Source organism: Campylobacter sp. MIT 21-1684, from assembly GCF_026241315.1.
GTDB lineage: Bacteria > Campylobacterota > Campylobacteria > Campylobacterales > Campylobacteraceae > Campylobacter_D.
Window position 1 is genome coordinate 19,155 of the sequence record NZ_JAPHNA010000001.1, and the last position, 25,782, is coordinate 44,936.

Genomic DNA, 25,782 nt, shown 5'->3' on the forward strand with positions numbered 1-25,782 from the left:
CTATTATAAATTATATTACTTTAAAAATTGATGAGTTTGATTTTTCTCTAGCAAAGTTAAAAAATGCGCCATTTGTCCTAAGGCGATAGAGCTATCATTACAAGGAAACTTTAAAGGCACATAAAAATTGAAATTTTTACGTTGTAAAATTTCAAGCAAGGTTTTATTTTGAAACACTCCTCCACTTAAGACAACTTTTAAATCATACTCTTTACTCAAACGCACAATCAAATCAGCCAAACCATTTAATAAACCTGTTGCTGCTTTTCTTTTATCGTGTTTTAAAGCTCCTTGTATTAATTCTTTAAAAGAAATTTTTCCATTTTCAAAAGGCAAATCATAAGAGAAATGCAGTTTAGAATCATAAAAACTTTCACACATTAAACCAATTTGTGCCTCATAAGAAAGTTTTGAAACTCCAAAAACTAAAGCCCCAAAAGCGTCGATAATACGGCCAAGTGAGCTGGTTGTGAGTGAAGAATTTTGATAAATTAGTGAAAGATTCTTTAATTTTACATTTGGAATGGTAGCAAAAAAACTCTCAGCTTCATTTTCCAAACCATAATGCCAAAGAACACTCAAGGCAAGATTTTGTAAATTTGCAATATCACTATTAATAAGTTTAAAATATTCAAAATGTCCTATCCTTTGGTAAGAATTCAAATCGCCAATAAAAAGTTCTCCTCCCCAAATTTTTCCATCATCTCCATATCCTGTACCATCAAAGATAAAACCAAGTGCTTTTTCTGTAATACCATACTCAAATAAAGCAGCACAAAAATGAGCATAATGATGAGAAATTGCATACTTTCTTTTAGCTTTGTTTTGCTTTGTATAGAAAAAATGTGGATGTTTATCACACAAAAGCACTTCAAAGTCAAGTTCGTAAGTGCGTTGAAAAAATTCAAGTAGAGTAAAAAATCTCTCATTTACATCAACACTTTTCATATTGCCTATATAAGGTGAAAGAAGGAGTTTATTATGAAAAAGAAGAGCAAACTGATTTTTAAGTTCAGAACCTAATGCTAAAACGTTTATACTCGTATCTATTTTGTCTTTAAGGTCTATATAGCAAGGATTTAAGCCCCTAGAAGTACGCAAAAACATTGTTTGTGTGCCGACAACTTGAGCGATACTATCATCACTTGAATGAAGTATCTCTCTTTCGTAGCTAAGATAGAAATCAAACACTCCACAAAGCTTCTCACACAAATCTTGCTCTTTATAAATAATGCTTTCACCACTTAAATTAGCACTCGTTGCTACAAGCACACCTTGAAAATACTCAAAAAGCAGCAGATGAAAAGGAGTGTAAGCAAGCATAATACCTATTTTATTCATATGAGGTGCAAGCAAAGGGAAAGATTTTTTAGCTTGTAAAAGTACAATAGGAGCAAGCTGGCTTTGCAAGAGATCTGCTTCAGTCTCATTAATACAAGCAAGTTCTTGTGCGCTTTTTAAATGTGGGCACATTAAAGCAAAAGGTTTTAAAGGTCGGTTTTTTCTTAATCTTAATTCGCTCACAGCTTTAGAATTAAAAGCATCACACATCAAATGAAAACCACCCATTCCTTTGATTGCTATGATCTTGCCTTGCCTTAAAAATTCTGCTGTTTTCTTAAAAGCTTCTGTTGAACTTGCAAGAATTGTACCTGTTACATCTTTTAAGTATGTATGAATTTCGCATTTTGGACAAGAAATTGGTTGGGCGTGAAAACGTCTGCTTGAAGGATTTTCAAATTCACTTTTACAAAATTCACACATAATAAATTTGTCCATACTTGTATTTTTTCTGTCATAAGGCAAAGTTCTTATAAAAGAAAATCTTGGACCACACAGCGTACAAGTAATAAAAGGATAAAGATGTCTTAAATCTTGCGCAGAGTAAAATTCCTTTTTACATTCAGAACAAATACCAAAATCACTTAATAAAGGTGCTGATTTTAAATTATACTTTGAAGGAGTAATACAAAAATCATCATAAATCTTAGTTTGAGTTTGATGTATTTGAATTGAATCAATCCTTGCAAGATATGGTAAATCTGCCTTTAAAAGTGCAATAAATTCTTCACATTTTTCAAGCCCGCAGCACAATAAAACAACAACGCCAAAACCATCATTATAAACTTCGCCTTTAAGATTCAAACGTTGAGCAACTGTATAAACAAAGGGACGAAAACCAACCCCTTGAACAAGTCCTGAAATTTCGAGTCTAAATCCTAAGTGCGACATCACTAAGCTTGCAGTCTTTAAGGTGTTTGAGAGTATTTTTTAATAAGGCTTTATTTTCGAACAAAGATCCGCTAATAACAGCGATCTGCGCCTGTTTCTTTTCACGCAAATCATCATACAAATCACGTAAAAAATACGCCAAACTTTCAAGTGCTCCATAAGCAATATTGACACTTTCAACGCCTGCTAACATAAAACTCATCGCTGAACGTAAAGTACGAGTGTAATCAAATTCTTTCTGCTCATTTAAACGATAGTCAATTTTTACCCCACGTGGAAGTTTAGCACTTTGTGCAAGTTCTAAAAGTTCTACTCCAGCCTTATGAAAATCCTCATCTAAATTCAAAATCCGACCGAGTATGCACAAGAGAGAAAAAAAATTGGCTTTGCAATCAAATTTTTCATCTAAAAGAGGAAATTCTTTAGAAAAATTTTGCAAAAGTTTTGCAGCAGTTTTATCTTTTCTCATATCTTCATAGAATTCTTGCGCACTTTGAGGCAAAGTAAGTTTTAAAATATTAAGCTCTTTTCCAACAAGCAAAATATCATCATATTCTTTGCTAAGTTCTAAGATAAAAGCCTCCTCTTTGAAACGCGAAATCAGATAAGAAAGTCGGGACATATTTTTGTCTTCTTTTGAAAAAAGAAGTGTTCTTGCCCTCTCATTGATAAATTCAAAACCTTCAAGTACAACAATATTGTTTTCAAAACTAAAAAGTTCAAAGTCCTTTTGAAATTCACAAAGTTTTTTAACACTAAGAAATTTATATCCTTGTTGCCAAAGCTTTAAACACAAAGCAAAAGTAAATAAATCTTCTGCAAGCTTAATCTTAAATTCATTAAACATAAGATTATGATTTTTACGAAATATCGCGTTAAAACGTAGTCTTATTAATGGTTTTTCAAGACTTGCAAGCAGTTTAAGATTCTCATTAGAACATACAAAAACAGAAGCAATAGCTTTCATATCACAGGGAAGTAAAAAATCACATTCAAAATGAATATTATTAAGATTAAAAATATGAAATTCATAAACTCCTTTATGATTTTTAATCCAAATTTTTTGTCCATTTTTAATGAGTGTATCAACTTGTTCTAAAAGAGAGAAAAAATTATCTTTGTCAATTTTGATAAATGTGTCTTTATCAAATGAAATTTCAAGTTCACAAAAAACGCTCCATTCATTTTCTTGTAATTGATTGTTTTGGAGATAATTTTGAGAATTTAAGTAGGTAAGATAGCGGAATTTTTCATTGTGAATTTCTGTTGTAACAGCTTCTGACAAGCCAAATTTTTCAACCGCTTTTACATCAAATTTCCGTAAAAAAACACTATTACTAATACCATTTAAGCTCTCACAAAAAGCTTCTAAGATTTCAGGTTCTGCTTGAATTTGAAAAATTATCTTTTCGTCATTTCGGCTTAAACAGTATTCATAGCCTTTTGCATAAAAGTGTAAAAGATGTTCAAAAATATTATTATCAGCAATGTACTCAAAATGAAATTCTAAAATCAAAATTTTTTCCTTACATAAAACTAAAAACTACAACTATACCATTTTTTCAATCAAAAACAAAACTAGAATTCTTTCTCTCTCTGTCTAAAATCACTCATAAAACCCTCTATAAATTGATAGAATTCTTTACTATGATTTGCATATTTAAGGTGAGCAAGTTCGTGTAGAATAACATATTCAATGGCTTGCAAGCTTTTTTCAAGCAATCTGATATTAAGATTAATGTATGCTTTCTTTACATTACACGACCCCCAACGCGTTCTCATTTTTTTAATGCTCAAATGTGTAAAACAAAGTCCGGTGCGCATACTCCATTTTTTTAAATAAAAACCAAAAATAATGCGAGCATTCATCTTTAAAAATCGCTCTAAGCATTCTTTAGAAGTACTCTGTAAAGAATTTTTATACCAACGAGTTTTGCAAAAATTTGCATCAATAATTACATTGTATTTTTTTCCTAGAAAATACATTTCATTCTCTTGTTTTCTTGCTTGTATATTTTGATAATTTTGCCAAATTTTCTCCATCCAAGCTGTATTCTTTGTTAAAAAAGCAAACACTTTTTCTTGACTGCAATTTTTTGGAATATTAAGATGAAATTCTCCTTCTTCATTCAATTTTAAAAGCAAATTTTTTACAGACTTTCTTTGATAGAAAATTTCCCACTGAAAAAATTGCAACACTCCTGCACTAATCTTTTGCTTTGCCATTTTCGCTCTTTATAAAACCAAACTCATTCAAACATAAGCTAATCGTAGAATTTTAAATTTTATTGCACACAAAATAATGAGTATGCCTATAAAATTCTTTAAAAGAATCTTGATACTATAAAGCATTATAAATACATTCTCTATGGGCATTGAAAATCATTTAATGCCAAATTTTCAACATATAAATCTTTTAATAAATTCCAAAATTTGCTAAAAGTATTCCTACTGCCAATGCCAAAATAGGAATAATAACCGCAACAACACAAATATCTAAATAACTTTTTTTGTGCGTCATAGCAGTGATAGCAAGTAAGGTTAAAACCGCTCCATTATGAGGCAAGGCATCAAGTCCTCCTGAAGAAATAGAAGCTACTCTATGAAAAAGCTCTAAAGGAATGTTTTCTTTTAGAGCAATTTCTTTGTATTTTTCGCTTAAAGCCTGTAAGGCTATACCCATACCACCAGAAGCTGATCCTGTCGCGCCTGCTAGTAAATTTACAGCAACAGCTTCAGAAATCAAAGGGCTACCTTTAATACTTAGTAAATCAGTCAAAGTTTTAAAATCCGGAACATTTTTTACAACAGAACCAAAACCTACTGCTGCACTTGTGTTGATAATCGCTATAATAGAACTTTGCGCACCTGCATTAATAGCAGTGATAAAATGCTTATATCTAGTTATATTTAACAAAAGAATTAAAATAATGCCACAAATCAAAGCCGTAACAATCTCAAAAGAAAAAATATTTAAAAGCAAAACCACACATATTAATGGTAGCAAAGAAAGGATAAAATATGGCACTTTAGTATTGTCTAAGGGCATATTATGCTTTTCATCAGGATCATCATAAACATAGCCTAAATTTCGCAAAGAATTTTCTCTCAATTTAAGATAAAAATAGCCCCCAACAAACATAATAACAGAGGCCACCAAACCCATAATCGGTGCTGCTAGGGCGGTAGTGTCAAAGTATTTAATAGGAATAAGATTTTGAATTTGGGGACTTCCCGGAAGTGCTGTCATAGTGAAAGTAAAAGCTCCTAAGGCAATTGTAGCAGGGATAAGCCGCCTTGTAATATTCGCTTTTTTAAACAAAGATAAAGCTAAGGGATACACGGCAAATACAACAACAAATAAACTCACTCCTCCATAAGTCAAAACAGCAGCTGAAAGAATAACACCCAAAATCGCCCTTTTTTCACCGAGTATTTTTCCTAAAGCCAAAGAAACCGAACTTGCCATATGTGTTATTTCCATAAGCTTTCCAAAAATAGCACCTAGCATAAAAACAGGAAACCAATCTTTTGCAAAATCCACAAAACCACTCATATATACATTGGTATAAGCATCAAAAAGATCAAGCCCACCACTAATCGCAACCACACCGGCAGCAATAGGAGCTACCCAAATGATAGACCAACCAAGATACGCTAAAACCATTAAAGAAATTAAACCTAAAAAAATTCCTATCATATCAAACTCTCACTGCGCTGTATATCCGGCGTCAATAACCATATTTTGTCCGGTAATATTCTTAGCTGAATTTGAAGCTAAAAATAAAGCTAAAGAAGCAATATCATCAATATCAACAAGCTGTTTTTGCGGTATCAAAGGATAAAGCACCTCATCCAAAACCTTTTCCACGCTTACGCCTCTAGTTCTAGCTAGATCTTGCATTTGTCCCCTTACTAAGGGAGTATCAACATAACCAGGACAAATAGCATTTGCTGTAATACCAAAAGTAGCACATTCTAAAGCGGTTACCTTAGTAAGACCTATGAGTCCGTGTTTAGCACTATTATAAGCCGCCTTTCCTGCAAAACCTATAAGCCCATTTATAGAACTCATATTAATAATGCGTCCAAATTGTTGTTTTTTCATTATTGGCAACACATATTTTGTACTGATAAAAGCACCTACAAGCATAATAGAAAGCATTTGCTCAAATTTACTCACAGGAAATTCCTCAATAGGAGCTACAAATTGCAAACCTGCATTATTAATAAACACATCAATACGACCAAAGGTATTTGTTGTTTTTTCTATTAAATTTTTTACTTGTTCTTCCTTGCCAACATCACAAGTTAGAGTTAAAATTTCAGATTTTAAATCAGATGAAATTGAATTTTTTATATTATTTAAAGCTTCTTGATTTAAATCAGAAAAAACAACCTTATAATTTTCTTGCAAAAATTTTTGAGCTATACTCAAGCCTATTCCACTAGCACTACCTGTTACGATAACAACTTTTTTCATATTCTAATCCTTATACCAAAAATAAAAAGCCCAAAGATACGACTATGCCAACAAAAAGTAAGGTTATCACACAATAACCCATAATATCTTTTGCACCAAGACCGGCAATAGCAAGCGCAGGTAAAGCCCAAAAAGGCTGTATCATATTAGTCCAAGCATCGCCCCAAGCGATAGCCATAGCTACTACACTAGGTGAAACACCTAATTTTATTCCAGCAGGAAGCATTATAGGAGCTTGCACAGCCCATTGACCACCTCCTGAAGGAACAAAAATATTGACTAATCCAGCACTTAAAAAAGTGAGTATTGGAAAAGTATCGTGAGTAGCAATACTTGCAAAAGCTTGTGAGAGCATACTTGCAAAAGAAGCACCGCCATCGCTTGTCCCAGTCATCATACCCATAATACCAGCATAAAATGGAAATTGAAGCAAGATTCCAGCGGCTGATTTTGCAGAATGATTTATAGCCTTTACATAAGCAACAGGCGTTTTATGAAGTAAAATTCCAAGAAATAAAAAGATCATATTGACTATATTTAAATTTAAAGAACCACCTTGTGAAAAATAATAAATCAAATACACCAAACCGGGAACAGCTATGATAATGCTTACCAAAACACTATTTTCTAAAAAATGAGCTAAGGTTTTATCTTTGTTGTGATTGATAAGCTCAATATCTTGTTCTTCCAAATTTAAAAGCTTAGAGTCAATTCCTATAATTTCTTCTTTTTTTGGATGAATACAGGCAAGTAAAAAAGGTAAAAAAAGAACTATAATTGCTGTAATGATAAGATTATAAGAAGAAAAAATCGTTTCAGATATAGGTATGGCTTCGGTTATAACTCCAGCACTTATTTTAGTTAAAGACTCAGAAGCACTTGCAACACTTAAAGGTATAGAACCAGACAAGCCGCCGTGCCAAATTACAAAACCAGAATACGCACTTGCTATCAATAAACGGTAATCCACCCCTTTAACATTCTTCGCAATCTCTTTAGCAAAAATAGCACTAATTACAAGTCCAAAACCCCAATTTATCCAATTAGCAAATAAAGATAAGAAAGTAACCAAAACTATAGCGCTAAAATGTCCATTTGGCAAAGATGAAAGATATTTTAAAAAAGAAGAAATAAGTTGAGCACTTGCCAAAGCCTGCCCTAAAACAAGCACCAAAGCCATTTGCATAGAAAAGTCAAGTAAAGACCAAGCTCCATTCCCCCAATTATTGACTATAATAAGCGCATCTTGCCCTGTAACAAAATACGTTAACAAAAAAACAAAGAGTGTTAAAATTCCAACCAAAACAAAAGAATCTGGCAGACATTTTGACGCTAAAAAAACACAGACTCTTGTTAGTGAATGCAACCAAAACATAAAAAATCCTTACAAACACACTTCAAATTCAGCCTCTGTTTTCACCCGAAGTTCTTCTAAACTCACCTTAGGTTGCAATTCAACAAGTTTCATCTTTCCTTCTTCAAAATCAAAAACACCAAGTTCTGTAATTAAACGATTTACAACAGCCTTACCTGTTAAAGGAAGTGTGCATTCTTTTTTTAATTTACTCTCTCCAAATTTGTTTGTATGCTCCATAACAACAACTATTCTTCTAGCACCAACAACCAAATCCATAGCCCCGCCCATACCTTTAACAAGCTTACCCGGTATCATATAATTTGCCAAATCTCCATTTTGAGATACTTCCATAGCTCCTAAAATAGCTAAATGAATATGTCCCCCGCGAATCATAGCAAAGGATTGAGCACTATCAAAAAATGAAGCTCCCTTAACGATAGTAATTGTTTCCTTTCCTGCATTAATCAAATCAGCATCTACTTCATTTTCTCTAGGATAAGCACCTATACCCAAAAGACCATTTTCTGATTGCAAAAAAACTTCTAAATTGAAATTTTTAATCTCATCAGCAACTAAAGTTGGTATGCCTATGCCAAGATTAATATACATTCCATCTTTTACTTCTTTTGCGGCTCTTTTAACAATGAGTTCTTTTGACATACTATTCCTTTCTTGTGATAATTTTTTCTATTCTTTTTTCGTATTTAGCACCCTTATAGACAAAATCTACATAAATTCCGCTCAAATGCACACTATCAGGTTCAATTTCATCAACTATTTCTTCAACCTCTGCGATAGTTATTTTTGCAGCACTCGCACACAAAGGATTAAAATTTCGTGCTGTTTTATTAAAAACTAAATTTCCGTATTTATCAGCCTTTTGAGCTTTAACCAAACCAAAGTCCCCTGTAATTGCCTGTTCTAAAATGTATATTTTCCCATTAAATTCTTTATGTTCTTTCCCTTGTGCAACTAAAGTTCCTACTCCTGTTTGAGTATAAAAACCAGCTATTCCAGCACCACCTGCTCTTAACTGCTCTGCCAAAGTGCCTTGCGGAGTCAAAATTACTTCTAATTCGCCATTAATAAATTGCTGTTCAAAAGTTTTATTTTCACCAACATAAGAAGCGATGATTTTCTTAATCTGTTTATTTTGAAGTAAAATTCCTAAACCACAATCGTCAATACCGCAATTATTGCTTACAATAGTAAGATTTTTTACACCTAAATCCTTAAGCTTAGAGATAGCAAATTCAGGTATGCCACACAAGCCAAAACCACCAACTAAGATCGTTGCTCCGTCTTTTAGATCCGCAAAAGCCACATTTAAATCTGTAATAATTTTATTCATTTTCTAATCCTACTCATCAATTTCCACTAAAGCACTTATCCCTTGTCCTCCACCTACACATAAGGTAGCTAAACCGAGATTTTTCTTTTCTTGTCTTAGAGCATAAATAAGACTTGTAAGTATCCTTGCACCACTTGCTCCAATAGGATGTCCTAATGCTATAGCACCACCATATATATTCACCCTACTTTCATCAGCTTGTAATTCTTTCATCGTTGCTATGCTTTGAGCAGCAAAAGCTTCATTAGCTTCAATTAAATCTATATCTTTAATATTAAGTTTATTCTGCTGCAGAAGTTTTTTCGCAGCAAAGGCAGCACCTATGCCCATTATGCTAGGCTTTACCCCTATACTTGCAAAAGCCTTAAGTTTTGCAAGTATAGGCAAATTTAGCTCTAAAGCCTTTTGTTTTGTGCAAAGTAAAAGCATAGCGGCTCCATCATTTAAACCGGAAGAATTGCCCGCACTTACACTACCCTCTTTTTCAAAAGCCGGCGGAAGTTTTGCTAAAGTCTGTAAGCTAATATCCTTTCTTACAAATTCATCCTCTTCAAAAAGGAATTCTTTTTTTCTTTCTTTTAAAGTCAAAGGAAGAATTTCTGTTTTAAATTTCCCTTTTTGTATGGCACTAATTGCTTTACGATGGGAATTGAAAGCAAATTCATCCTGCTCTTGTCTTGAAATTTTGTATTCTTTTGCCAAATTTTCAGCTGTAATTCCCATATGATAGTCATTAAAAGCACACCATAAGCCATCTTGTATGATAGAATCAATCAAGGTTTGATGTCCCATTTTTATCCCGGTTCGTGCATTTTTCACAAGAAAAGGTGCTAAAGACATATTTTCACTACCTCCAGCCAAAATCATAGAAGCATTTCCAAGTTTAAGAGCATTAAAGCCTAATTCAACTGCTTTTAAACCAGAACCGCAGACCATATTAACCAAAAAAGCAGTTTTTTCTTGTCCACCTCCACAATCAATCAAAGCTTGTCTGGCTATATTTTGCCCACCTCCACTTTGTAAAACTTGACCAAGTATCAACTCATCAATATGCTCTGCTTGTAAATTTAAACTTTGGATTATATACCTTGAAAGTATGCTTGCCATATCGGAAGCTTTTGTGTTTTTAAGACTTCCTAAAAAAGAACCTATGGCTGTCCTTTTTGCCGAAACGACAACAATTTCAGACATTCATTTTCTCCTTGATAAAGATTAATTTATATTTAACTTATATTTGAAGTTTGTTTTGAGTGTATAATAAAAACTATGAATTAAAAATATAAAGATTGAGTTTTATTAAAGCTTTAAGAAAAAATGTTACTTTTTGTATACAAAAGCTTTTTTCTTAAGATAAATTTAAAAGGGCGTCTCTGCTAGGAATATAATTGAAATAAAAAGCCTCATAAGTACAAACACCTTTATAAGTATTTAACCCTTCTAAGAAGGAAGGATTTTGCAATAAAACGTCTTTGATGCCAAATTGAGCAATTTGCAAACCAAAAGGCAAAGTAGAATCTATCAATGCTAAACAACAAAGCTGACATATTAGCTACGCAGTAATGTATAAACTCATAAATTTGTGCGGCATTAAGTCCAACAATAACAATTTTAGCCTTTTTAACTCCAGCAATACCACTTAAAAGTACCCCTCTGCCTCCATAAATTTTTGATTGCACTTTGCTATTTCAAAAACAGACAAACGTCCAGCTATGGCACTCATTGGAGCAAGACAAGGTAAAATATATTTTGTTTAATTGTCTCATAGACTATACTGAAATTTTTTCTCTAAAATGACTTCTGTAAAATTTTCATTAGCAGCCAAATGCAAATAGGTATAAAATTTGTCCCTCTTTATAGTCATTTGTAAAACCAGCACCAATTCCAGCATCTTTTTCAATAAAAACCCTATGTTCTGCTTTTACATATTCTTTTACATTATCAGGTGTTAAAGCTACTCTGTATTCTTGAGTTTTAATCTCCTTTTGGCAACCTACAATCATTGTTTCTCCTTTATACAATCCCACTAATAAAAATAGCACAAATAATAACGGGCACAATATATTTCACATAATAAAACCATAGATTCACAAAATTTTTCTTTTGAAAACCTTGCAAAAGTTCTTTTTTAGCGTCTTCTTGTAAAACCCAACCTACAAAAATTGAAGTCCCTAGTGCAGTCAAAACAAAAAAGATGTTTCCACTGATGAAATCAAAAGTATCAAAGATATTCCTCCCAAAAATCATCACTTCTCTCCAAGGTCCATAAGCAAGAATGCAGGGGAGATTTCCTAGAAAAAAAGTACAAACAAGCACTAAAAATACAGCCTTCTTTCTTCCAAAACCAAATTTTTCTTCAATGACAGTAATAAGCGGCTCATAGAGCGTAATAGAAGTAGTAAAAGCTGCTGTTAAAAGCAAAATAAAAAAACTTAAAGCAAAGAAAGCACCAAAATACATTTTTGAAAAAACTATCGGTAAAACCTCAAAAACAAGACGCGGACCAGATGACGGCTCTAAATCAAAAGTAAAGAGAGAAGGAAAAATCATAAAACCAGCTAATAAAGCGATTAAAGTATTTATAAATCCAGTAGTTACGGCAGTTTTAACCAAATTCTCATTTCTATTAAGATAAGAAGATAAAGTAATCATTACAGCAAAACCTAAGGAAAGGGCAAAAAAAACTTGTCCTAAGGCTTCTAAAAAAACCTTTGCAGAAATTTTAGAAAAATCCGGGTACAGATAAAAAATAATGCCTTTTGAAGCACCTTCAAGAGTGAGATTGCGTAAAACAACTGCAACAAGACACAATGCAAGCAAAGGCATTAAAAGTTTCATCGCTTTTTCTATGCCTTGCGAAATTCCACGCACCAAAACACAGTAATTCAACACAACAAAAAGCAAAGTATAAAAACTGATAAATAGAGGATTATGTTCTATATTTTCGCTATAAAATCTTTGAGTAATTTCTTTATCAATAGGAATTGAAAGGTCTAAAGAACCTGAAAAAATGTGGAAAATATAAGTAAAAACCCAACCACCTAAAACCATATAGTAAGCTATGATACCAAAACAACCAATAAGCCCTATATAACCGATAATTTTCCACAACTTAGAAAATTCTTTCCTCTGAAAGTTTGGATCAAAAGCATCAAGAGCATTTTTTTGAGCTTTTCTACCTATCACATTTTCAACTAAAATCATAGGAATTCCTATAAGTATCATCGCCACTATAAAAATACATACATAAGCACCTCCCCCATTAGTACCTACTAGATAAGGAAACCTCCACGTAGCCCCAAAACCAATAGTAGCTCCAGCCGTTACAAGTATATAAGTCAGAGTATTTGACCAAGAATGTCTCATAAGCTGTCCTTTTTTTATTATTTACCTATTTTTACACAAAAAATAAGAGATTTTAAAAAAAACAAGAGAATTTTCAACAAAATATACTTTTTATGTTACTATATTTCAAAAAACATAAAAGGTTTAAACTATGAAAAAAGTTCTTATATTGGGCGGTGGGTATGCAAGTTTGTCTTTCATAAAAAATCTTCATTTTGAACAATTGCAAGATTTTAGTTTTACTTTAATTTCTCGAGAAAACAGGCATTACACAAGTGTTTTACTTCACGAAGTTGTCAGCAAAGCAAAAAATATTACTGTAGCATACACAGATATTTTGCCAAAAAGAGTACATTTCATACAAGATACAGTAAAAGAAATTAAAGAAAAAATCGTCTGCACAGAAAAAGGTGAATATGAGTATGACATTTTAATTGTAGGACTTGGATTTGCTAGTGATGATTTTAAAATACCAGGAGTAAAAAAATACTGCCATACTATAACAAATTATGAAGATTGTTTGAGTATTTATCAAAAAATACAAGAGCAAAATCGTCAAAAACAAAAATATGAAATCATTGTATGTGGTGGTGGTTTTAGTGGTATAGAACTTGTAGGGAATTTAATCAAAGACTTACAATTTAAACATACAATTACAATTAAATGCATAGAAGCTATGCCTACGATACTTCCTATGTTTAGTCAAAACTTGGCTTTAGAAGCAAAACGGTATTTAGAAAATTTGGGCGTAGAATTTTATATTCATTCAAAGATTGTAGAATGTCAAGAAAATAAGGTAATCATAGAAAGAAATGGACAGCAAGAAACAATTCACGCAGATATAATACTCTGGACAGCAGGGGTAAAAGGGAATGAAGTAATAGAAAATTCAAGCTTTTTTCATTCACAAAGAAGCAAAATTGAAACCGATGAATTCTTACGACCTCTTCATCAAAACAAAACAATGCAAAATATTTTTATACTCGGAGATTGTAGTGCCTTTAAGGACCCTAAAACAGAAAAAATTGTGCCGCCAACTGCACAACTTGCACTCCAACAAGGAAAATATCTTGCCGAAACTTTCAACAAACACGATACAAAATTTAGCTATCAAAGCAAAGGGACTTTGTGTTCTTTAGGAGATGACTACGCATTAGGTTTTATCGGTTCAAAGGAGATAAAAGGCAAAACAGCATCTTGGATAAAAAAATTTGTAGAATTTCAATGGCTTTTTAAACTTCAAGGAATAAAGGCTCTTTTTTAATTTCAAGCAAACTTTTTAAAAAAATCCATCATATACTCATAAGGTTATAATTCTTTTGCACTTTTCAAGTGCAAAAGAATTACTTATTCCATTGTTTTGCTACAACTTCTTCATTTTCTTCTCTTAAAAAATGCAAGTATTATAAACAAAAGCCTCTCCATTCTTCAAAGCAGAATGCAATAGTTTTTTTGCATTCGTGCTAAATGAGCAATTTCTGTCTTTGATCTCTTCGCACTCAAATCTGTTTTTTATAAAAGTAAAACAAGAAGAATCAAGCAATACGAAGTAAAATTTTTCATAAAACATTTTCCATTCCCAAAACTTTTGAGAAAATTCAAAATAGCTTTGTCTTGTCATTAAAGAAATAATAAAATTCATCTTGCTTTCTAAAAGACAAAACTAAAGCGGTATATTCATTCTCAAATTCTTCGTTGAGTATATTTCAAATGATTGATAAACACGCAGACATTTTTATAGACTTAAAAGAAATAAAAAATTCTCTCTAATCCCTTACCAGTATAAATTTCATCAGAATCAAAGTCCAAAATATGTCCTTAGCATAATTAAAGCAGACAAAGAATCAAGTCTTCCATCTTTAATACGTGTTTTTACTCTTCCAAATTTGAGAGCTTCCTTGCTTGTAAAACTTTCATCAACAAAACAAATTTCACCTTCAAATTCAAGCAAAGAAACAAAATGTTTAATGCGAGAAGTCATTTCAGTTTCACAAGAACCACCACAAGGAATACCTACAATGAGTAAAGAAATTTGATATTCTTTTAACAGAATTTGTAATTCTTTAGCAGCCTGCTTACGATTCTTTCGCAATACAGCTTTAAGAGGAATAGCAACATTCCCATCAACACAAAGGGCAACTCCGATACGTTTTAATCCCACATCTATAGCCAAAGCTTTCACACCAAAACCCTTATACGAACACCATCAATCTCAATCTTTCCTTCAAGTTCATATTCATAAAGTTTGTCTCCATAAAGTTTTAAAGCCTCTTCTACACTCACGCCTTTCCTACAAAATTCCAAAAATTCATCATTTTTTTGATTCACTAAAAAACCCATTTTTTGTGCAAAAATTTCAAAATCACTAAGAAGTTCAGCTTTGTGTTCCTCAATCAAAATATTTGTACCTTTGCTCTCATTCATTCTCTGTGGTAAAACAAAAAGCGGTTTTTTAAGTTTTTCACACAATCTCGCACTTTGCATAGAGCCGCTTTGTAAATCAGCTTGAGCGATAATGACTGCTTCACTTAAAGCAACAACAAGACGGTTTCGCAACAAAAAATCATACTTTTTTGGGATATAATCATCAATATTTTCACTTAGAGCTAAACCATTTTGATAGATTTGCCTAATGATTTTTTCATTGCTTTTTGGATAAATGTTGCCAAGTCCATTTGCAAAAATAGCTATACTTGAAGGCATTGAAGCTTGTAAAGCTGTAATATCTACACCTAAGGCTCCTCCACTTACAATACAAACACCAGCTTGCCTCAACAAAAAACCGAGCTCTAAAACACAATTTCTTGTATAAACACTCATCTTTCTTGAACCTATAAGGGCAATTTTCCTTTTATGCAAAAGCTCTATATTTCCTTTATAATAAAGCCTTTTTGGAGGATTCTTTGCTTTGGCAAAAAATTTTAAAAATACATCAGAGAGAATTTCACTCGCCATACACTTCACTCAAATATACAAGCTCAACGCTTGAAAGAAGTTCTTTGCTTTCTTTTAAAGCTTTAAAGGTATTCTTTCTAGGATGTCCTATAGCAATAGCAAAACCTTTTTTATGGGCTAATTGTACAGCTAATTCTAATTGTTTTTTTATGGAAGAAAGATCATTATCATTGTCTAAAAAAACATCTCTTTTAATATAAACTTGCCCTATTTCTTTAGCAATTTCAGCTGCCTTCGAATTGTGTATAGTCCTTGAATCAACAAAGACAAAATCCTGTGCTCTCAAAGCCTTATAAAGCTTTTTCATTGCTTCTTTATCACTGGTAAAAAGACTACCTGTATGATTATTAATATATTTTAATCCTTTAAAATCTTTTTTAATGCTTGCAATTTTCTGATTGATTTTCTCTTGAGTGTCTTGTGGATCTAAAGTATCAAGTTCAGGTTTATCATAATTTAAGGCTGCCAAAGGCAAATGTACCATAAAAAATTGGAATTCACTTGCATATTGGACTGTATGTTTATGATTTGCATCAGGTGGAAAAAACGAAGGAATAAGTTTTAAATTCAGAGCCTTAAAGTTTTTAACATGACTGTAATGCGCCATATCATCAATAATAATCGCAAGCCGTGCTTTTTGTTTTTTTGAATCTAATTTTGCAATATCTTGATCTTGTTTTTGCACATCTTCTTGTTTAAGATTTGGATATTCTTGTGTTGGGTTTGTTTCTATTGGAATTTCAATAGAATTTTGATCTTGCTGCGTACGATTTTGTTCTAAAAATACTTGACCTTCTAAGAAAGCAAGTTTCTCATTGACAGTGCTTGTATTTTTTTCTTCGCTAAAAAAACTTTGAAAAGGGCTAGGAAACTCTGGTTGTATTTCATTTTCAACATAAACCCAACCAAAAAGACTTTCTTTTAGTTGGGCTTTTCCTTGTTGTACTTGCGTACTTTGTTCTATTTTAGGCTTGGAATTAGGTATTTTTTCATATTTTAAAAAAACCACCAAAACTAAAGCTATACAACTTAAAGAAAGTATAGCTACGATTAAAAAATAACAAATTCGAGTTAAACTTTTTTTCGACAAATTAATTTTTATCTTTATCAATTAATTTTTTAGCACTAATCCAAGGCATCATTGCACGTAAATTACTTCCTGTTTTTTCTATTAAAGAATCATTCATCTTTTTGCGTTCAGCATTCATTCTAGCAAAACCTGCTCTTCTTTCTAAAATAAAATCTTTCGCAAAGACACCATTTTGAATGTCTTTCAAAATTTGCTTCATTGCTTTTTTTGTCTCTTCGGTGATAATTTTTGGACCTGTTATATAATCACCATATTCAGCAGTATTTGAGATAGAATACCTCATATCAGCTATACCACCTTGATAGATCAAATCTACAATAAGTTTCATTTCGTGCAAACATTCAAAATAAGCCATTTCAGGCTCATATCCTGATTCAACCAAAGTTTCAAATCCTGCTTGAATCAAAGCACTTAAACCACCGCAAAGCACAGCCTGTTCTCCAAATAAATCTGTCTCTGTTTCAGCTTTAAAAGTAGTTTCTATAATACCCGTTTTCCCTCCGCCTATTGCACTCGCATAACTTAAAGCAATATTCTTTGCATTCTTAGTTTCATCTTGAGCTATGGCAATTAAACAAGGAGTACCGCCACCTAAAACAAATTCATTCCTCACAGTATGACCCGGTGCTTTTGGTGCTATCATAATCACATCAGTACCTTTTGGAGCAACAATTTGTCCATAATGAATATTAAACCCGTGCGCAAAAGCCAAAGCTTTTCCTTCATTTAAATTTGGCTTAATATCATTGTGAAAAATATCAGCTTGGAGTTCATCAGGAGCTAATATCATAATCACATCAGCCACTTTTGTCGCTTCACTCACAGAAAGAACTTCAAAGCCAGCCTCTTTAGCTTTTTTCCAACTTGAACCACCCTCACGCAAACCAACGATAACTTTAACGCCACTATCTCTTAAATTCATCGCGTGTGCGTGTCCTTGAGAGCCAAAACCAACAACAGCAACTTTTTTTGACTTTATCAAATTGATATCACAATCCTTATCATAATATACCACAACAGCCATATTTTCTCCTTAGAAATGAAGTTACAAAGTTTGATTCTAGCTTAACTATACTAAAATTTTATTAAAAACTCCAAAAGAAAAATAGCAGAATTTTAAAATGCTACATACAGTGGGAAATTATTTATTTTGCAAGACATTTTTTTCAAACCGCCTATAATATTTCCATTTTTGCACTATATCAGGACGGTGCTTTGAAATGACTGCGAGCTCTTTTGCAAATAATTCTTCATAAACTTGCAAACTTAATTTCGGTCTTTGTTTTAAAAAATCTAAAAGCTCTTCCTCTTTTAACATAGTTCTTTCGCTCTCATCAACCACCTCTTTAATTTTCTCCATAAATGCTTGTATATAATTTTTACAGCTTCTATACAATGCTGTATCTTGACGTAAAATTTGAAAGTGTTCCTTGCTAATATAAATTCCCATATCATCATTTAAATAACTACGATGAAATTCATCAAGTATATTTATCTCTTCGCTTTTATGTTTTCTATTAAAAGTAAAAACAATACTTTCAAGAGTATCAATAGAATGATTGAAATGATTGTTTGGTTTTGATAAAGAAAAGATATTTTTAACATCATTTTTATTTGCATATAATTTTAAAGGAAACATATAACGAAGATACCCTCGAAATTCTTGTATCTTAAAAAGCTCCTTACTTGTTGGTGAAGGAGGAGAAAAACAAAAATCAACAGCAAGACTTGATAAAGTATCATAAGAAAATTCACTCATATCTATAAAACGTATTGAAGAAAATTTATCAAGCAAATTGTGAAGCATAAAGCTGCTCTGTTTTAAAAGCGTAAAATCAATTTCTATATCAGGCTTTCTGTGTCGCAAAAATTCTATAATCTTTCTAAAATCATAAGTGAGATTTATATTTGGTTCAAATTTCCTCTCTACCTTACTCCAATCTCTTCCAAGACAATGTTTAAGTAAAGATATAGGATCTCTTACCCCGCAAATAATTTTAACCTCTGAATCAAACAGACTAAGATATTTACCAAAATCTTTCACATCAAGCTCTGAAATATTAAGAGCTTGTTCTTGTATGTGTGTGCTATTTAAACACATATATTGAAAGCAGTATCTTTCTTTAGCATCATTAGGTAAAACCCAAGACGCTTGACAAAAAACATTACAGCACTCATTAAGATACCGAAGAAAAGCTGCCGCACCAACTCCGTGAGGTGAGACATAAATAAATTTATATTTTTTTGGAAGTGGTAGGTTTAAATTCCACGCAAGATTTGCACAGTATTGACTTGAATCAGAATCAATAAAAGCAGGATTTAATAGAGGTGGATAGCTAGGGGGGGGGATTGGACATTAAGATACATATGTTCAAATTCCTTAGAATTAAGCCAAACAATAATACTTTCTAAATTTTCAAGTACAAAAGCAAAAAAACTTTCATCATTTGAATTTTGAAGAGCCGTTAAAAGTATTTTGGCACACTGCGGTTTTAAATTCTTTTGAAGTGTCTGTAGTAATTTTTCCACGCTTTCACCTTAATCAAATTTCAAAGCATTTACAATCTTTTGCACTTTTTCATCAAGTAAATCGCATTTTGTATTATCAATGAGTAAATCAGGCTTAGGTTCGTCATAATTGATATCCATACCTACTACATTAGAGATTTTGCCATTTGTAAAACCACTATATAAACCTTTTTTATCCCGTCTTTTTAATTCATCCAACTCACATTTAACATAAATTTCAAAATACTGCTGAAGAGTTTCGCGGTTGTAACGATACACCTTATTCCACATTGAGATAGCGCTGACGATAACAAGCATTCCTTGTGAGCTTAAGAAGTGAGCAAATTGAGAACGTTTCAAAGAAACTTCAATACGACTTTCTTTGTCATATGCAAAATTTTCCAAAAGTTCTCTGAATTTATCTCCATCTAATAAAATAATAGTATTCATCTTTCTTCGCAAATTCTTATATAAAGCTTCAGCGATAAAACTTTTGCCACTTCCAGCAAGTCCATTAAGCCAAAGTACCCCGCCTTTTCTTAAATCCATTTTTCTTCCTTATTTTTGTAAAATTATTAACAAAATTAAAGCAAAAAAAGCTAAAATCTAGCAAAAAAATAAAGTGAAATGCTATGCAATACAAGAGATATAAAACCAAACAAATTAAAATAGGACAAGTTCTCATTGGCGGGAATGCGCCCATTTCAGTTCAATCTATGCTCTTTAGCAAAACTAAAGATATAGAATCTTCTTTAGAACAACTCAACCGTTTGTATTTTGCTGGAGCGGATATAGTGCGTTTAGCTTGTCTTGATATGGCTGATGCAAGGGCTTTAAAAGAAATTAAATCAAAGAGCCCTCTACCTTTGATTGTTGATATACATTTTAACCATAAACTTGCTGTGTTTTGTGCGCAATTTATTGACGGAGTGCGTATAAATCCCGGTAATATAGGTTCTAAAGAAAATATAAAAGAAGTAGTGAAAGCCTGCAAAGAAAGAAATATTCCTATAAGGATAGGAATCAATCACGGTTCAATAGAAAAGCAATTTAGCGATAAATATGGATATGGTATTGATGCTATGCTTGAAAGTGCCAAATACAACATAGGTCTTTTGGAAGATCTTGATTTTACAGATATTAAAATTTCTATGAAAACTTCAGACACACAAAAGACGATTCAAGCTTATGAAAGACTCAGACCTCTTTGTGATTACCCTTTTCACTTAGGTGTAACAGAAGCTGGAACAAAATTTCACAGTACAATAAAAAGCTCTATTGCACTTGGAAATCTCCTCTTAAAAGGTATAGGTGATACAATGAGAGTTTCAATGACAGGAGAACTTGAAGAGGAAATTCGCGTTGCAAAAGCTATCTTACAAGACAGCGGAGTACAAAAAAGCGGTATTAATATTATCTCCTGTCCCACTTGCGGACGAATACAAAGTGATTTGGTGAAAGCAATTGCCATTGTTGAAGAAAAAACAAAACACATACAAGAACCTTTAAATATTAGCATTATGGGTTGTGTTGTTAATGCTTTAGGTGAAGCAAAAGGAGCTGATGTTGCCATAGCTTTTGGAAAAAAACAAGGTTTAATCATCAGACAAGGCGAAGTTGTAGCCAAACTAAAAGAAGATGAGCTTGTAGAGAGATTCTTGCTTGAAGTTGAAGATGAACTTAAAAGCAGAACAATAAAAGAATAAAATTACAAAACAAATCAATTAAACTCAAATGTACAAGCTAGAGTTTCAGATTGTATTTTGTATAATACAATACTTAAAAATAAAATCTAAACCAAAGAAGTATAAATGCAATATAATGAACATTTTGATTTAGACCTAGAACGTGCTATTTTAAGCGCGTGTATAAGTAGCGAGGAAACGTATTTAAGCATAGCTGAAGATATTGAGCCTCAAGACTTTAGTCTCAAAGCACATCAAGACATTTTTAAAGCCTTAATAACTTGTGCAAACGCTAGAGAACCCATTAGCATAAGTTTTTTAAAAAAACACAAAAATTTAGATGAAAACATTCTCAATGAAATTCTCTCCACTCCTTCTATCATTGACATTGCCTTATATGTAAAAGAATTGAGAGAAAAATCTCTCAAAAGACAGTTACTTCATTTCGCCCATCTTCTTCCAACACGTATCAACCAAATGCGTCCTGTCAATGAAATTACTGATGAATTAAGCAAAGAACTTTTTAATCTTACCAATCGTATAAATACAAGGGATATTAAAGATATGCAAATAGTTCTTGAAGAACTTCTTGAAGATTTTAAAAAACAAAAACTGCTAGAAAATAAAGATATAATAGGACTAGACACAGGTTTTAGCGAATTAAATAGTATGACTAAGGGTTTTAAGGGTGGTGAGCTTATTATTATAGCGGCACGTCCGGGAATGGGAAAGACTTCTTTATGTCTTTATTTTATTGAAAGAACTCTAAGACAAAACAAAGGTGTTGTAATGTTTTCACTTGAAATGCCAGCAACACACATTATGCAAAGAATGCTTTCAGCTAAAACTTCAATCCCTTTACAAAGAATCCTCACAGCTGATTTAAATGATGATGAATGGGAAAGAATAGGACACGCTTGTGATGAATACGCTCAAAATACATTTTTCATTTACGATAACGGATATGCAACAATAACAGATATTCGAGCGATTTTAAGAAGATTAAAAACCAAAGACCAACAAATAGAACTTTGCGTTGTTGATTACATAGGACTTATGATGAGCAATTCAACCTTTAATGACAGGCATTTGCAAGTTAGTGAAATTTCAAGAGGCTTAAAACTTTTGGCACGAGAACTTGATATACCTATTATCGCTCTTTCGCAACTTAATCGTTCTTTAGAATCAAGATCAAATAAAAGGCCTATGCTTAGCGATCTGCGTGAAAGTGGTGCGATAGAGCAAGATGCAGACAGTATTTTATTTGTTTATCGTGATGAAGTATATAGAGAGCAAGAAGAAAAAGAAAGAGAGAATAAAGCAAAAGCTGAAGGTAAAGAATATAATAGAATTTTTATGCCAAATCCAGTTCAAGAAGAAGCCGAAATTATAGTTGGAAAAAACAGAAATGGTCCAATTGGTACCGCAGGAGTATTATTTTTTAAAGAAAAATCTTGTTTTGTTGATAAGCCTCGTTTTACAAGTACAGAATTTAAAGACTGATTTCAAATTGTTACAAAATTATTGCAAAATATACAGAAAAACAATAAAATTCGTGTGATTTGCTTAATTTCTTAATCTAAAATCCATAAAAATCGTTATAATTTCATTATTTTAATAGGAGTAGAATGTTATGAAAAAGATAAGCGGCTCTGCAATGATTTGCGAAGCCTTAAAAGAAGAAAAGGTACAGATTGTTTTTGGCTATCCCGGTGGTGCAGCCTTAAATATTTATGATGAAATCTATAAACAAAAATACTTCAAACATATACTTGTAAGGCACGAACAGGCTGCTTTACACGCTGCTGATGCATATGCAAGAATGAGTGGTAAAGTTGGAGTTGCCATCGTTACAAGCGGACCAGGCTTTACAAATACCATCACAGGACTTGCTACAGCATACAGCGATTCTATTCCTTTAGTACTTATTTCCGGCCAAGTAGCCAATTCTCTTATAGGCACAGATGCTTTTCAAGAAATTGATGCAGTAGGAATTTCTCGTCCCTGTGTAAAACATAATTATCTTGTAACCCATATAGAAGAATTACCTCGTATTTTAAAAGAAGCTTTCTATCTTGCAAACACAGGAAGAAAAGGACCTGTACACATTGATATTCCAAAAGATGTAAGTGCAGTTTTAGGTGAATGGTACTATCCTAAAGAACTTATTATGAAAACTTATAAACCTGTTTATAAAGGAAACACAAAACAAATAAAAAAATTTGCTGAACTCTTAAAAGAAGCAAAAAAGCCTTTGTTTTACCTTGGAGGAGGTTGCATTTCTTCAAATGCAAGTGAAAAAATACGAGAACTTGTCAAACTGACACAAATTCCAGCTATTGAAACCTTAATGGCTTTAGGCACTCTACGAAATGATGATGCTCTCAATCTCAAAATGGCAGGAATGCACGGAAGCTACACTGCAAATATGGCTATAAGCGAATGCGACCTGCTTATAGCTATTGGAGCAAGGTTTGATGATAGAATCACCGGAAAAACAAGTGAATTTGCCAAACAAGCAAAAATCATTCATATTGATATAGATCCAAGCTCTATTTCTAAAATCATTAATGCACATTTTCCTGTTGTTGGTGATATTTTGCAAGTTATCACACAACTTTTAAATGAGTTAAAAAAAGAAGATTTTATTCCACAAACGCAAGAATGGCTTGAAAATCTAACACACTATCAAAAACTCTATCCATTAAGTTATGAAGATAGTGACGAAATTCTAAAACCACAATGGATTATTGAGGAAAGTGCAAAACTCGCTCCAAACGCAAGAATTATTACTGATGTTGGACAGCATCAAATGTGGGTTGCACAATTTTACCCTTTTAACTATCCAAGACAGCTAGCTACAAGCGGAGGACAAGGGGCGATGGGATATTCTGTACCTGCTGCTTTAGGAGCAAAACTTGCGGTGGGAGAAAAAGAAATTGTAGTCAATTTTGTCGGAGATGGCTCTGTTTTAATGAATATACAAGAATTAATAACAGCTTATGAATATAATATAGCAACTATACACATCATACTCAACAATGCTTTTTTAGGTATGGTGCGACAATGGCAAAGTATGTTTTATCAAGAGCATTTTTCAGAAACAGACTTAACAGTACAACCTGATTTTATAAAAATTGCTGAAGGTTTTGGCTGCTTAGGCTATCACATTCATACAAAAGCTGAATTTAGACAGGCTTTCAAAGAAGCTTTACAAGCAAAAAAAACCGCCCTTTTAAATGTTGTCATAGACAGATTCGAAGATGTTTTACCTATGGTTCCAGCTGGTGGGGCTATTTATAATATGATTTTACCAAAAGCAAAGGAAATACAATGAGAAGAGTTTTATCAGCTATTGTATTAAATGAACACGGAGTTTTATCTCGAATTGTAGGGCTTTTTTCAGGTAGAGGATACAATATAGATACTCTTACAGTTGCTCCTTTGCCTAATAGTGAATTTTCTAGAGTGAATATAGTAACCTACGGAGATGAAAGAGTATTTGAACAAATAGTCAAACAGCTTCACAAACTTATACCAACCTACAAAGTGATAGAAAGTGAGGATTTTATAGAAAAAGAAATGGCTCTTGTCAAAATTCCTTTAAATGAAAATTTAGGGGGTCTTGATGCTGTTTTAAAAGCTTATAATGGTACTATTGCGAACAGCAATGAAAATTTCTTATTTGTAATGGTAGCTGATGATACAAATCGGATTGAGAATTTTCTTAAAACAATCAAAAAATACAATCCAACAGACACAGTTCGAAGTGGTTCTGTTTTAATGGAGATAAAATGAAATTAAAAGAAATTGCAGAATTTTTAAGCCTAGAATACAGAGGTGCTGATAAAGAAATTACTGCTTTAAATTCTTTATTGAAAGCCAACTTCACAGAATTAAGCTACTGTGAAAATAAAAAAAACGCAAAAGATATTCCAAGTACTAGCGCAGCAGCTATTTTAATTACAAAAGAATATGAAAATCTTGTTCCTAAAAATACAGAAATTCTTATCAGCCCCAATCCTCGTTTAAGTTTTGCTTTGCTAAGCAAACTTTTTGCAAAAACACTCATCAATGAAAAATTGCCTCAAAAACAAAGTATTGCAAAAAGTGCAAAAATTATGCCTAATGTGTATCTAGGAAATAATATTACAATAGGAGAGAATGTAATAATAATGGCAGGTGCTTTCATAGGCGATAATGTCATCATAGGAGATGAAAGCATTATCCATCCTAATGTCGTCATTTACAATGATTGTCATATAGGCAAAAAATGCCATCTATTAGCAAATTGTGTTATAGGAAGTGATGGATTTGGATATGCACATAATAATAATGGGGAACATTATAAAATTTACCATAACGGCAATGTAATCTTGGAAGACTGCGTAGAAATAGGAGCGTGCACAACTGTTGATAGAGCTGTTTTTGATTCAACTCGTATCCAAGCTGGAACAAAAATAGATAATCTTGTTCAGATTGGACACAACTGCGATATAGGACAAAATTGCATTATCGTAGCTCAAACAGGACTTTCAGGCTCAAGTGAGCTTGGTCGCAATGTGATAATGGGTGGTCAAAGCGGTACAAGCGGACATCTTAAAATCGGCGATTTTAGCACAATAGCCGCAAGAGGTGGAGTAAGCAAGAATTTACAAGGTGGAAAAGTCTATGGAGGTGCGCCTGCTATGCTGCACAAAGATTGGCTTAAAATTCAAGCAAAAATTATAAAAATTTGTAAAGAATAGGATTAAAGAAACTATTTCTCTATCTTTTATC

General features: G+C 32.5%; 26 protein-coding genes. 6 read left to right on the forward strand and 20 right to left on the reverse strand.

All coding sequences use genetic code 11. The features are described 5' to 3' along the window. Positions 1–15: 15 nt before the first annotated feature. The 12 genes from hypF to OQH62_RS00145 form a co-directional block, all read right to left on the reverse strand. Positions 16–2,232 (reverse strand): carbamoyltransferase HypF, encoded by a 2,217-nt coding sequence (gene hypF, locus OQH62_RS00090; RefSeq protein ID WP_266012225.1) that lies wholly within the window; start codon positions 2,230–2,232, stop codon positions 16–18. After that, on the reverse strand, positions 2,213–3,748 hold the full coding sequence (locus tag OQH62_RS00095; RefSeq protein WP_266012227.1) for a hypothetical protein: 1,536 nt from the start codon (positions 3,746–3,748) through the stop codon (positions 2,213–2,215). Before OQH62_RS00095 ends, hypF begins: the two co-directional genes overlap by 20 nt. A gap of 62 nt (positions 3,749–3,810) precedes the next feature. After that, positions 3,811–4,458, reverse strand: a complete 648-nt coding sequence (locus tag OQH62_RS00100) for a M48 family metallopeptidase (RefSeq protein WP_266012229.1) — start codon at positions 4,456–4,458, stop codon at positions 3,811–3,813. A 190-nt stretch (positions 4,459–4,648) separates the two neighbouring features. Next, positions 4,649–5,932, reverse strand: coding sequence for a GntP family permease (locus OQH62_RS00105; protein WP_266012231.1), 1,284 nt, complete (start codon positions 5,930–5,932; stop codon positions 4,649–4,651). 9 nt (positions 5,933–5,941) lie between these two features. Further along, on the reverse strand, positions 5,942–6,715 hold the full coding sequence (locus OQH62_RS00110) for a 3-hydroxybutyrate dehydrogenase (RefSeq protein WP_266012233.1): 774 nt from the start codon (positions 6,713–6,715) through the stop codon (positions 5,942–5,944). Positions 6,716–6,725: 10 nt separating this feature from the next. Next, complete coding sequence (locus tag OQH62_RS00115; RefSeq protein ID WP_266012235.1) at positions 6,726–8,090, reverse strand: TIGR00366 family protein; 1,365 nt, start codon at positions 8,088–8,090, stop codon at positions 6,726–6,728. Between the two features lie 9 nt (positions 8,091–8,099). Further along, positions 8,100–8,732, reverse strand: a complete 633-nt coding sequence (locus OQH62_RS00120) for a 3-oxoacid CoA-transferase subunit B (RefSeq protein WP_266012237.1) — start codon at positions 8,730–8,732, stop codon at positions 8,100–8,102. A 1-nt stretch (position 8,733) separates the two neighbouring features. Beyond that, positions 8,734–9,423, reverse strand: a complete 690-nt coding sequence (locus OQH62_RS00125; RefSeq protein WP_266012239.1) for a CoA transferase subunit A — start codon at positions 9,421–9,423, stop codon at positions 8,734–8,736. 9 nt (positions 9,424–9,432) lie between these two features. Continuing rightward, positions 9,433–10,614: a thiolase family protein gene (locus OQH62_RS00130; protein ID WP_266012242.1), complete on the reverse strand. Its 1,182-nt coding sequence runs from the start codon at positions 10,612–10,614 to the stop codon at positions 9,433–9,435. Positions 10,615–10,841: 227 nt separating this feature from the next. Continuing rightward, on the reverse strand, positions 10,842–11,099 hold the full coding sequence (locus OQH62_RS00135; RefSeq protein WP_266012244.1) for a hypothetical protein: 258 nt from the start codon (positions 11,097–11,099) through the stop codon (positions 10,842–10,844). A gap of 135 nt (positions 11,100–11,234) precedes the next feature. After that, positions 11,235–11,423, reverse strand: coding sequence for a hypothetical protein (locus OQH62_RS00140; RefSeq protein WP_266012246.1), 189 nt, complete (start codon positions 11,421–11,423; stop codon positions 11,235–11,237). Between the two features lie 10 nt (positions 11,424–11,433). Further along, on the reverse strand, positions 11,434–12,786 hold the full coding sequence (locus tag OQH62_RS00145; RefSeq protein ID WP_266012248.1) for a sodium-dependent transporter: 1,353 nt from the start codon (positions 12,784–12,786) through the stop codon (positions 11,434–11,436). Positions 12,787–12,916: 130 nt separating this feature from the next. Between OQH62_RS00145 and OQH62_RS00150 the strand changes: the two genes are divergently transcribed. Next, complete coding sequence (locus tag OQH62_RS00150) at positions 12,917–14,029, forward strand: NAD(P)/FAD-dependent oxidoreductase (RefSeq protein WP_266012250.1); 1,113 nt, start codon at positions 12,917–12,919, stop codon at positions 14,027–14,029. 123 nt (positions 14,030–14,152) lie between these two features. Here OQH62_RS00150 and OQH62_RS00155 read toward each other — a convergent pair whose 3' ends face one another. The 8 genes from OQH62_RS00155 to OQH62_RS00190 form a co-directional block, all read right to left on the reverse strand. Next, positions 14,153–14,407 (reverse strand): hypothetical protein, encoded by a 255-nt coding sequence (locus tag OQH62_RS00155; protein WP_266012252.1) that lies wholly within the window; start codon positions 14,405–14,407, stop codon positions 14,153–14,155. Between the two features lie 156 nt (positions 14,408–14,563). After that, on the reverse strand, positions 14,564–14,947 hold the full coding sequence (ruvX, locus tag OQH62_RS00160) for a Holliday junction resolvase RuvX (RefSeq protein WP_266012254.1): 384 nt from the start codon (positions 14,945–14,947) through the stop codon (positions 14,564–14,566). Further along, positions 14,944–15,720 (reverse strand): DNA-processing protein DprA, encoded by a 777-nt coding sequence (locus OQH62_RS00165; protein WP_266012257.1) that lies wholly within the window; start codon positions 15,718–15,720, stop codon positions 14,944–14,946. Before OQH62_RS00165 ends, ruvX begins: the two co-directional genes overlap by 4 nt. Next, a complete protein-coding gene (locus OQH62_RS00170; protein ID WP_266012259.1) occupies positions 15,710–16,810 on the reverse strand; it encodes a divergent polysaccharide deacetylase family protein in 1,101 nt (366 codons plus the stop codon). Before OQH62_RS00170 ends, OQH62_RS00165 begins: the two co-directional genes overlap by 11 nt. Position 16,811: 1 nt before the next feature. Then, entirely contained in the window at positions 16,812–17,834 is a 1,023-nt protein-coding gene (gene ilvC / locus OQH62_RS00175) for a ketol-acid reductoisomerase (RefSeq protein ID WP_266012261.1), read from the reverse strand. A gap of 117 nt (positions 17,835–17,951) precedes the next feature. After that, positions 17,952–18,911 (reverse strand): DUF2972 domain-containing protein, encoded by a 960-nt coding sequence (locus OQH62_RS00180; RefSeq protein WP_266012263.1) that lies wholly within the window; start codon positions 18,909–18,911, stop codon positions 17,952–17,954. A gap of 218 nt (positions 18,912–19,129) precedes the next feature. Then, positions 19,130–19,339: a hypothetical protein gene (locus OQH62_RS00185; protein WP_266012265.1), complete on the reverse strand. Its 210-nt coding sequence runs from the start codon at positions 19,337–19,339 to the stop codon at positions 19,130–19,132. Positions 19,340–19,348: 9 nt separating this feature from the next. Beyond that, a complete protein-coding gene (locus OQH62_RS00190) occupies positions 19,349–19,867 on the reverse strand; it encodes an adenylyl-sulfate kinase (protein WP_266012267.1) in 519 nt (172 codons plus the stop codon). A gap of 83 nt (positions 19,868–19,950) precedes the next feature. Between OQH62_RS00190 and ispG the strand changes: the two genes are divergently transcribed. The 5 genes from ispG to lpxD all read left to right on the forward strand — a co-directional run bounded on the left by ispG (position 19,951) and on the right by lpxD (position 25,751). Beyond that, positions 19,951–21,024 (forward strand): flavodoxin-dependent (E)-4-hydroxy-3-methylbut-2-enyl-diphosphate synthase, encoded by a 1,074-nt coding sequence (gene ispG / locus OQH62_RS00195; protein WP_266012269.1) that lies wholly within the window; start codon positions 19,951–19,953, stop codon positions 21,022–21,024. Positions 21,025–21,129: 105 nt separating this feature from the next. Next, positions 21,130–22,506, forward strand: coding sequence for a replicative DNA helicase (locus OQH62_RS00200; protein WP_266012271.1), 1,377 nt, complete (start codon positions 21,130–21,132; stop codon positions 22,504–22,506). Between the two features lie 130 nt (positions 22,507–22,636). Next, positions 22,637–24,340, forward strand: coding sequence for an acetolactate synthase large subunit (locus tag OQH62_RS00205; RefSeq protein ID WP_266012273.1), 1,704 nt, complete (start codon positions 22,637–22,639; stop codon positions 24,338–24,340). Further along, a complete protein-coding gene (ilvN, locus tag OQH62_RS00210) occupies positions 24,337–24,801 on the forward strand; it encodes an acetolactate synthase small subunit (RefSeq protein WP_266012275.1) in 465 nt (154 codons plus the stop codon). Before OQH62_RS00205 ends, ilvN begins: the two co-directional genes overlap by 4 nt. Continuing rightward, the gene (gene lpxD, locus OQH62_RS00215) at positions 24,798–25,751 is read left to right on the forward strand and encodes a UDP-3-O-(3-hydroxymyristoyl)glucosamine N-acyltransferase (protein ID WP_266012277.1); all 954 of its coding nucleotides are present in this window, start codon (positions 24,798–24,800) and stop codon (positions 25,749–25,751) included. The genes ilvN and lpxD overlap by 4 nt, the downstream gene beginning before the upstream one ends. Positions 25,752–25,782 lie beyond the last annotated feature (31 nt).